Source organism: Pseudonocardia sp. (assembly GCF_025465255.1).
In the GTDB taxonomy this organism is placed as follows: Bacteria; Actinomycetota; Actinomycetes; order Mycobacteriales; family Pseudonocardiaceae; genus Pseudonocardia.
In genome coordinates, this window is the sequence record NZ_JAODNI010000212.1 from 1 (window position 1) to 7,743 (window position 7,743).

General features: G+C 73.8%; 6 protein-coding genes. All 6 read left to right on the forward strand.

Going from position 1 to position 7,743, the window contains the following annotated elements:
• Positions 1-1,545 (forward strand): hypothetical protein (locus tag JWP64_RS26100; protein WP_297502366.1); only part of this gene is annotated, 1,545 nt, incomplete at its 5' end.
• Between the two features lie 9 nt (positions 1,546-1,554).
• Positions 1,555-3,300 carry a cation acetate symporter gene (locus tag JWP64_RS26105; protein ID WP_297502367.1) on the forward strand — a complete coding sequence of 582 codons (1,746 nt, stop codon included), beginning with the start codon at positions 1,555-1,557 and terminating at the stop codon, positions 3,298-3,300.
• Entirely contained in the window at positions 3,300-5,123 is a 1,824-nt protein-coding gene (locus JWP64_RS26110; RefSeq protein ID WP_297502369.1) for a cation acetate symporter, read from the forward strand. The genes JWP64_RS26105 and JWP64_RS26110 overlap by 1 nt, the downstream gene beginning before the upstream one ends.
• 139 nt (positions 5,124-5,262) lie before the next feature.
• Positions 5,263-5,598, forward strand: coding sequence for a DUF485 domain-containing protein (locus JWP64_RS26115; RefSeq protein WP_297502371.1), 336 nt, complete (start codon positions 5,263-5,265; stop codon positions 5,596-5,598).
• Positions 5,595-7,193 (forward strand): cation acetate symporter, encoded by a 1,599-nt coding sequence (locus JWP64_RS26120; protein ID WP_297502373.1) that lies wholly within the window; start codon positions 5,595-5,597, stop codon positions 7,191-7,193. The genes JWP64_RS26115 and JWP64_RS26120 overlap by 4 nt, the downstream gene beginning before the upstream one ends.
• Positions 7,194-7,256: 63 nt before the next feature.
• Complete coding sequence (locus JWP64_RS26125) at positions 7,257-7,583, forward strand: rhodanese-like domain-containing protein (RefSeq protein WP_297502375.1); 327 nt, start codon at positions 7,257-7,259, stop codon at positions 7,581-7,583.
• Positions 7,584-7,743: the final 160 nt, after the last annotated feature.

The following is a 7,743-nucleotide window of genomic DNA, read 5'->3' on the forward strand; positions in this document are numbered from 1 at the left end:
GCCGGCCCGGCCCCGTCGGCGGACGACGGCCGGCCGCGTGGACGCGCGCCCGGCACGCCCCCGGACGGCCCGTCGGGGGACCCGCGCGCGGACCCGGACGACGACGTGGCGCGAAATCCCGTCGAGGACTCCGGCCCGATCTGGCTGCAGGAGCAGATCCGCCGCCGGATGGACGCCAACGCGGCCTCCGGCGCGAACAACCGGCACGCCCGCGAGGACGACTCGACCGTGCAGTTCGGCGTCGAGGACCTGCTCGCGCGGGACCGCGAGGAGTACCCGGATCCCGACGACGTGGCGTACCCGCCGGTCGCCGGGCTCGCGAGCCCGCTCCCGCCGGCCCCGATTTCGTCGGCACCGCTTCCGCCGGCCCTGCCCGACCCGCCGTCGGGGCCCGCCCCGCAGGTCCGGCCGTACCCGATGCCGGACACGGAGGTCCGCCACGACTCCGAGGGCGTCCGCTGGGAGCGGGTCACCCGCGGCCGGCCGGCCACGCCGCCGCGGGGGAACGGTGCGGTTCCCCCCGGACCGGTCGGTCCCGCACCCGGGGACACCGGGCCCCAGGGCACGGGGTCCCGGACCACCGGGTTCCAGACCACCGGGCCCCAGGGCCGGACCGCCCCCGAGACCTCCTGGCCGGGCCGTGACGGTCCCGGCTCCGTTCCCCCCGGCACCCTGCCACAGGTCCCACCCGACCGGGCGCGGCCGGGCCCCGCCGCCTACGCGCCGCGGTCCGCCTCCGCGCCCATGCCGCTGTCCGGCACCGCCGCCCAGGCGCCCGCGGACCGGCTCGGTGGCGTGCCCGGACGCCTGCACGGCACCGACCCCGGCCGCCGCCCCGCCCCGCCTCCGGACGACGAGGACCTCGATCTCGATCTCGACGACGCCGAGGACGGCCTGGTCTGGGTCCGCCCGGACCTCGACGAGTCCGCCTTCGCGAACACCGACCTGCAGCGGACCGACGTCGGCGTGATCCCCCCGGTCGTCGACGACCGGACCGTCGACGACCGGACCGTCGCCGCGGACGTCGTCGCGCCCCCGGAGGCCCCGCCGGCGGCCACCTCCGGGCAGGCGCCGTCGGACGCGGAGCTCGTCACCGGCCCAGCCCCCGCCGTCGCGCACCGCGGCCCCGCGCCCGTCCCGGAGCAGCGCCGGCCCGTCGGCGCCCGGTCCCCCGCGGACGACGATCTCGCGAGCAAGCGCGTCCGCGTCGTCCTGTCCGAGCGCAAGGGCAACGCGCGGAGCGTGCGCACCGTCGTCGAGGTGCAGGAGGGGACCGCCGTCGGCGACCTCCTGCGCACCAACCTCATCGGCACCCAGCTGATCGTCGCCCTGCGCATCGGGGCGGTCGCGGTGATCGTGCTCGGGCTGCTCCCCGCCCTCTTCGCGGTGTTCCCGGACATCGGGCAGATCGAGGTGCTCGGCATCCGGCTGCCGTGGCTGCTCCTCGGCGTGCTCGTCTACCCGTTCCTGCTGGGCCTGGGCTGGCTGCACACCCGCGCCGCCGAGAAGGTGGAGCAGAGCTTCGCCGACGACGTCCAGGACTGATCCGCCCCGTTGGACACGCCGTCGCTCATCGCCCTGGTCGCGATCGCCCTCGTCGGGGTGGTCTCGGCCGTCATCGGGTCGCTCGGGGTCCGGGTCGCGCGCAGCACGTCGGACTTCCTGGTCGCCTCCCGCACGGTCGGCACCATCCCGAACGCGGCCGCGATCTCCGGTGAGTACCTCTCCGCCGCCGCCTTCCTGGGCGTCGCCGGGCTCGTCCTGCGGGAGGGCACGGACGGTCTCTGGTACCCGATCGCCTTCACCGCGGGCTACCTGGCGCTGTTGTTGTTCGTCGCCGCCCCGTTGCGCCGCTCGGGTGCGTACACGGTTCCGGACTTCGCCGAGTCCCGGCTCGGGCCCGGCCCGCTGCGCGCCGTCTGCACGGCGTTCGTGCTGCTCATCGGCACGCTCTACCTGCTGCCGCAGCTCCAGGGCGCCGGGCTGTCCCTGACCACGCTCACCGGCCTGCCGTCGTGGGCCGGGGTGCTGGGCGCCGGGGTGCTGGTGGTGCTCACGGTCGTCGCCGGCGGGATGCGCTCCATCACCTTCGTGCAGGCCTTCCAGTTCTGGCTGAAGCTCACCGCGCTCCTCGTGCCGACGGTCATCGCGCTCGGCTTCTTCTTCGCCGACGACCGGGCGCTGGACCGGCCCACGGCCCCGGTCTTCCCGGCCGAGACCACCATCGACGTCCGCACCCCGGTCCGGCTGGAGGTCGCCGAGCCGGTGGAGCTGACGGCGGCCGGGACCGTCGACGGCGTCCCGGTCGCCGCGCCGATCACCTGGGCCCCCGGTGTGCACGAGGTCGCCGCCGGAGCGACCCTGCGCTTCCCCGCCGGCGAGCCGGTCCCGGTCCCGGCCGGATCGCCCAGCACGGACCGCGCCTGGTTGGACCCCCTGTCCGGGCCGGACGGCGAGCGGCTCCTGGAGATCTACTCGATCCTGACCGCCGGCATCCTGGGCACGATGGGCCTGCCGCACGTGCTCGTCCGCTTCTACACGAACACGGACGGCCGCGCGGCGCGTCGGACCACCGTGGTCGTGCTGGCGATGATCGGCGGGACGTTCGTCCTCTCCGTGCTCCTGGGCCTGGTGTCCCGCATGTTCACGCCCCAGCTGCTCGTCGACGGCCGGACGGACGGCGCCGTGCTGCTCGTGCCGACGGCGGTGCTCGGCGCCGGATGGCCGGGCTGGCTGCTCGGTGGGCTCGTCGCCGCGGGGGCCGCCGCGGCATTCCTCTCGACGTCCTCGGGCCTGGTCGTGAGCCTGGCGGGCGTCTTGTTCACCGACGTGCTGCGCGGGCGGTTCCGGGACTTCCGGTTCGCCGCCGTGCTCTCGGCCGTGCTGCCGATCGCGCTGGCCCTGTCCGTGACCCGGCTGGACTTCTCCCAGACCGTCCCGCTCGTGTTCGCCGTGGCGGCGTCCACGTTCTGCCCGATGCTCGTGCTCGGGATCTGGTGGCGCGGGCTGACTTCGGCCGGGGCCATCGCCGGGATGTGCGTCGGCGGCGTGACGTCGCTGGTCGGCGTCGTCTACACGCTGTTCCTCACCGACCGCGGGGGGGTCCTCGGCGTCCTGCTGACCCGGCCCGCCGTCGTCACCGCGCCGCTCGCGTTCCTCACGATGGTCCTGGTCAGCAGGCGGACCCGGTCCCGCATCCCGCTCGACGCGAACCGCACGCTGCTCCGGTTGCACGCGCCGGAGCGCCTCGGCCTGGACCACGACCGGGCCGAGCAGCAGCCGTCGTCCGGGCCGCAGTGATGAGTGCCACGGCGATCGCGGCGCTGACGGCGATCCTGCTCGTCGCGCTCGCCTCGACGGTCATCGGCGCGCTCGGGCACCGGGCGCGCCGGACGTCGGACTTCCTGGTCGCGTCCCGCACCGTCGGCACGCGGACGAATGCCGGCGCGATCTCGGGCGAGTACCTCTCCGCGGCGTCGTTCCTCGGTATCGCGGGCCTGGTGCTCAAGGACGGCGTCGACGCGCTCTGGTACCCGGTCGGCTTCACCGCGGGCTACCTGTCGTTGCTGCTCTTCGTCGCCGCCCCGCTGCGCCGCTCGGGTGCGTACACGGTGCCGGACTTCGCCGAGGTCCGGCTGCGCTCGCGCGGCGTCCGCCTGGTCTGCACGGTGTTCGTGCTGCTCATCGGCTGGCTCTACCTGCTCCCGCAGCTGCAGGGCGCGGGGCTCACCGTCACGACCGTGACCGGCCTGCCGGCGTGGATCGGCGAGATGGCCGCCGGGGTCGTCATCGTGCTCACGGTGGCGCTGGGCGGGATGCGCTCGGTGACGTTCGTGCAGGCGTTCCAGTACTGGCTCAAGCTCACCGCGATCACCCTGCCGGCGCTCATCGCGCTGATCTTCTTCCTGGGCAGCGGACACACCTACGACCGGCCCGCGCCGCCCGCGTTCGCGGACCGGACCACGGTGGACGTGCGCACCGACGTGACGCTGGAGGCGGGCCGGACGGTCACGGTCGTCGCCGACGGGCGGGTCGACGGCCGCGACGTCACCCCCGCCGAGCCGCAGACCTGGCTCGCGGGGACCCGGCACGACGTCGGCGCGCAGACGGACCTGACGTTCCCGGCGGGCTCGGCGGTGCCGGTCGTCGCGGGCGCGCCGGTCGCGGACGACGAGTGGCTGCTCCCGCTGTCCGGTGCGGACCCGCACCAGCTGCTCGGCATCTACTCGCTGATCGTCGCGACGTTCCTCGGCACGATGGGCCTGCCGCACGTCCTCGTCCGCTTCTACACGAACCCGGACGGCCGGGCGGCCCGGCGCAGCGCGGTCGTGGTCCTGGCCATGCTCGGCGTGTTCTACCTGCTGGTGACGCTGCTGGGCGCGCTGTCCCGGTTCTACACCCCGCAGCTGCTGGTCGGCGGGGAGACGGACGCGGCGGTGCTGCTGCTGCCCACCGCGGTGCTCGGCAGCGGCGCGGCCGGCGCGGTGCTCGGCGGGATCGTGGCCGCGGGCGCGTGGGCCGCGTTCCTGTCGACGTCGTCCGGACTGCTGGTGAGCCTCGCCGGGGTGCTGAGCACGGACGTCCTGCGCGGCCGGCGGCTCGGCGAGTTCAAGATCTCCAACTTCCGGATCGCGACCGTGCTGGCCGGCGCCGCACCCGTCGCGCTGGCGCTGGGCGTGACCAGGCTGGACTTCTCCGAGACCGTCGCCCTCGCGTTCGCCGTCGCCGCGTCGACGTTCTGCCCGCTGCTCGTCCTCGGCGTGTGGTGGCGTGGCCTGACGGCGAAGGGCGCCGTCGCCGGGCTGCTGACCGGCGGGGTCGTCTCGGCGGGCGCGGTCGGCGTGAGCCTCGCCGGGATCGTGGAGTCGGGTCCGCTGGGCGTCCTGCTCTACCGTCCCGCGATCGTCAGCGTGCCGCTCGCGTTCGCGACCATGATCGTCGTCAGCCTGCTGACCGCGCGGGAGCGGCCCTCGGACGTCGACGCGGTCATGCTGCGCCTGCACGCCCCGGAACGTCTCGGGCTCAGCCGCGACGCGATGAGCGGCCGCGACGCGATCTCGGACCGTGACCGGGCGGAGCTCGACGAGCCCGCACCGGGCGACCGGTCCGTGGGTCCGGCCTGATCGTCGGCAGCGTTCCGTGACCGGTCGAGGCCCATCCGGGTACCGTCCCGCGCCCGGCCGTGGCTGGGCGACCGTTCCCTCGTTCGCCATGTGGGACCCGCCACACCGGGTTCCCGCGTCATGAGAAACGGGGATCGTCATGAGCACCACCGAGGAATGCAGGGCAGGCACCGCCTACGAACGGGTACAGGCCGGCCCGGAGTTCGCGGACCTCCGCCGCAGGCTGCGCCGCTTCGTCTTCCCGATGAGCGCTGCCTTCCTGGTCTGGTACCTCGCCTACGTCCTGCTGGCCTCCTACGCGTCGGAGCTCATGGCGACGAAGGTGCTCGGCAACGTCAACGTCGGACTGGTCGTCGGGCTGCTGCAGTTCGTCTCGACGTTCGCCATCACCACGGCCTACGTCCGGTTCGCGAACCGGCACATCGACCCGGCCGCCGAGCGCATCCGGCACCAGATCGAGGGGCAGGTCCGATGACCGCGGCTCAGCAGCAGGTCGGCAGCGTCGGCCTCAACATCGGTATCTTCGTCGCGTTCGTGCTGGTCACGCTGGTCTTCGTGTACCGGGCCAGCCGCAGCAACCGCACGGCGTCGGACTACTACGCCGCCGGCCGGTCCTTCACCGGCTCGCAGAACGGCATCGCGATCTCCGGGGACTACCTCTCCGCGGCGTCGTTCCTCGGCATCGCGGGCGCGATCGCCGTCAACGGCTACGACGGCTTCCTCTACTCGATCGGCTTCCTCGTGGCCTGGCTGGTCGCGCTGCTGCTGGTCGCGGAGCTGCTGCGCAACACCGGCAAGTTCACGATGGGCGACGTCCTGAGCTTCCGGATGCGCCAGCGTCCGGTCCGGGCGGCGGCGGCGACGTCGACCCTGGTGGTGTCGTTCTTCTACCTGCTCGCGCAGATGGCGGGGGCCGGCGGCCTGATCGCCCTGCTGCTGCAGATCCCGAACTCGAACCGGCTCGGGCAGAGCATCGTGATCGGGGTCGTCGGCGTCCTGATGATCGTCTACGTGCTGGTCGGCGGGATGAAGGGCACCACGTACGTCCAGATCATCAAGGCGGGGCTGCTGGTCGTCGGCGCCGCGGTGATGACCGCGTGGGTGCTCGGCAAGTACGGGCTGAACTTCTCGGCGCTGCTCGGCGCGGCCGTCGACGCGTCACCGAAGGGCGAGGCGCTGCTCGCGCCGGGCCTGCAGTACACGAACAAGCTGGACTTCATCTCGCTCGGCCTGGCGCTGGTGCTCGGCACCGCCGGGCTGCCGCACATCCTGATGCGCTTCTACACGGTGCCCACGGCCAAGGAGGCCCGCAACTCCGTCGTCTGGGCGATCTGGCTGATCGGCATCTTCTACCTGTTCACGCTGGTCCTGGGCTACGGCGCCGCCGCGCTCGTCGGGCCGGAGGCGATCGCCGCCGCCCCCGGCGGCGTCAACTCGGCCGCTCCGCTGCTGGCGTTCCGGCTCGGCGGCGAGGTGCTGCTCGGGCTGATCTCGGCGATCGCGTTCGCCACGATCCTGGCGGTCGTCGCCGGGCTGACGATCACGGCGTCGGCCTCGTTCGCACACGACGTCTACGCCAACCTGATCAAGAAGGGCGAGGCGAGGCCGCAGGACGAGGTGCGCGTCGCGCGGATGACGGCACTGGTCGTCGGCGTGGTCGCGATCGTCGGCGGGATCCTGGTGAACGGCATCAACGTCGCGTTCCTCGTGGCGCTCGCGTTCGCCGTCGCCGCGTCGGCGAACCTGCCGACCCTGCTGTACTCGCTGTTCTGGAAGCGGTTCAACACCATGGGCGCGCTGTTCAGCATCTACGGCGGCCTGGCCAGCTGCGTGCTGCTGATCGTCTTCTCGCCGGTCGTGTCCGGCCCGAAGAGCGTGATCCTGCCGAACGGCGGCTTCGACTTCTTCCCGCTGGAGAACCCGGGCATCGTCTCGATCCCGCTGTCGTTCCTGCTCGGGATCGTCGGGACGTTCGTGGGGCGCCGGGAGCGGTTCAACGCGGAGAAGTTCGCGGAGATGGAGGTCCGCTCCCTGACGGGCGCGGGCGCGGAGAAGGCGGTCTCGCACTAGCCCTCGTTCGGGGCCGGCGTGCGCTCACGGCGGGCTGACGGGGGCGCGTGGCAGGATCGGGGTATGAGTGCTGTCCCGTCCGTGACCGTGGCCGACCTGCCCGCAGACGCCGCGCTGCTCGACGTCCGTGAGGCGGACGAGTGGGCCGCCGGCCGCGCGCCGACGTCTGTCCACCTGCCGATGTCCGAGCTCACCGCCCGGATCTCCGAGATCCCGGACGCCGAGCCCCTCTACGTCGTGTGCCGCTCCGGCGGCCGCTCCGCCCGCGTGGTCGCCTACCTCACCGGCCAGGGCTACCCCGCGGTGAACGTCGACGGCGGGATGCAGGCCTGGGCCGGTCAGGGCCGTGAGGTCGTGGCGGACGAGGGCCGCACCCCCGAGATCGTCTGACCCCCGCCATGTCCGGCCCGAACCCGCCCGGAGCAGCCCGCCTGCCGGCCTGCTCGCGCTGCGGGCGCACCCCGCCGCCGGGCGCCGGGCCGTTCTGCCCGTACTGCGGGCGCTACCTCGCCGCGCTGGTGTGGGTGGCCGAGCCGCCGCCGTCGGCGCC